Raw genomic sequence first — 1,459 nt, 5'->3', positions numbered from 1 at the left:
CGACGCAGGTGCGACGGCGGGACTGCCCGTGCTCGCATCGCTGGTCGCGCTCGCCGCGGCGGCCGTAGCGGATCGAGCCTGCTCCTCCGCCTGCTCGGCAGGCGCGGCCTGCTCCTCGACCCGCGTGGCCGCGTCCGGCGCGTCGATGGGTTGCGTCCCGGTGGTGCCGGACGGCAGCGAAACCGATTGCGCGTCAAGCTTTTCCGCGGCGATATCGGACCCGGTCAGCTTGGCCGCCGGCGTACCGTTCGGCGCGGCGGGCGCCTCGCCGAACTGCTCGTCCAGGAACGCGGGCACGTCCGTACCGGTCGGAATGAACACCCCGGCATAGATGTCGTTCATCGCGCGCACGACGTCCTGACGCGTGTGCTCGGCCGACTTCTGGTCGGCGATATTGCTGGTGGCCTGCGTCGGATCCAGCAGCGCCGCACCCAGATCCGGCGCCTTCGCCGACGGCGCGGGCACGGCGGCCCGCAGCGCCTCCGCCGCGTCACCCGCCTGGCCGAGCCGCTGCGATACGACCGCGAGCACATCCGCGAGGTCCTGACCGGCCAGCTCGAAGCCCTGCACGGCCTCGGCCGCCCGCTGCGCCGCGCTGCCGCGCCAGCCGTCGGCAATGGCCGCCCGAATCTCGATGTGCGCCTGGGCGACCGCGTCGGCCAGCCCGGCCGCCGCGTCGCCCCAGGCCTGCTGGCCGCCGGTGAGCACCGCGGGCTTCAGCAGCTGAACCCGCTCGTGGATCTCCGGGTGGGTCATGTTGTCGAAGACCTCGACCGTCGGCGCGTACGGCGGGTCGTTGCGCCTGGCGAGCAGCCGCTCGGGCGTCCTGGGCAACTTACGCATGCGCCACTCCCTCCGCGCCGATCCGGTCGACGGTGGCCGCGAGCGCACGGTCCGCGCCGTGGTAGGCCGCGCCCGCGGCGCGGAAGGTGAGCGCGAGTTCCCTGGCGGCCTCGGCGTATTCCCATAATCGGGTGAGCGCGCCGTGCGCCTTCGTCTCGAAGCCGGCGCGCAGCGCGTCGCCGGAGGCGAACCCGCCGAACCCGGGCAGCGACGACGCGGCGCTGAGCGAGCGGATCTGGTCCTCGATCTGATTGGCCAGCTGCTCGTAGCGGCGCGCGCAGCGTTCGTGCACCCCGCTCGCCACCAGCACCTGGTCGATCCACAGCTCGCCGTCGGCGACCGCACCGTGCAGCCCGGCGGCGCTGGCGCCGGGCGCGGTGAATGCCGACAGGTCCGGACTCCCGACCCCGTTGGCGTTCTCGTTGGATGGCATCTGACGTCCCCCTTCCTCATCTCTGAGCGAGGCTCAGCTCACGGGCGCCGTGCCAACCCCACGACGACACCCTGCGTCCAGTCCGCGATGTCGGCAGCGACCCGCGCGTGCACCGGCTCGTGCAGGAGATCATGCCCAGAGTCGGCGTACTCGCGTAAATCTACCGACTCGTGGCGCTGAGTC

At 72.7% G+C, this 1,459-nt stretch carries 2 protein-coding genes; both read right to left on the bottom strand.

Annotated features, from left to right (window positions below; translation table 11 throughout):
* Window positions 1–843: PPE domain-containing protein (locus tag ON39_RS26340; RefSeq protein WP_157195517.1), on the bottom strand; the 843-nt coding region annotated here is incomplete at its 3' end.
* A complete protein-coding gene (locus ON39_RS26335; RefSeq protein WP_040738443.1) occupies window positions 836–1,276 on the bottom strand; it encodes a hypothetical protein in 441 nt (146 codons plus the stop codon). The genes ON39_RS26335 and ON39_RS26340, both read right to left, overlap by 8 nt.
* Window positions 1,277–1,459: the final 183 nt, after the last annotated feature.

This window comes from Nocardia tenerifensis NBRC 101015 (assembly GCF_000308715.1).
In the GTDB taxonomy this organism is placed as follows: Bacteria; Actinomycetota; Actinomycetes; order Mycobacteriales; family Mycobacteriaceae; genus Nocardia; species Nocardia tenerifensis.
The sequence above is the reverse complement of the archived record's forward strand: the minus strand, read 5'-3'. Positions and strand labels throughout refer to the sequence as shown.

Bases quoted from the DNA above. Each gene is read 5' to 3' on its own strand.
- ON39_RS26335 (WP_040738443.1), bottom strand. From the start codon at position 1,276: ATGCCATCCAACGAGAACGCCAACGGGGTCGGGAGTCCGGACCTGTCG.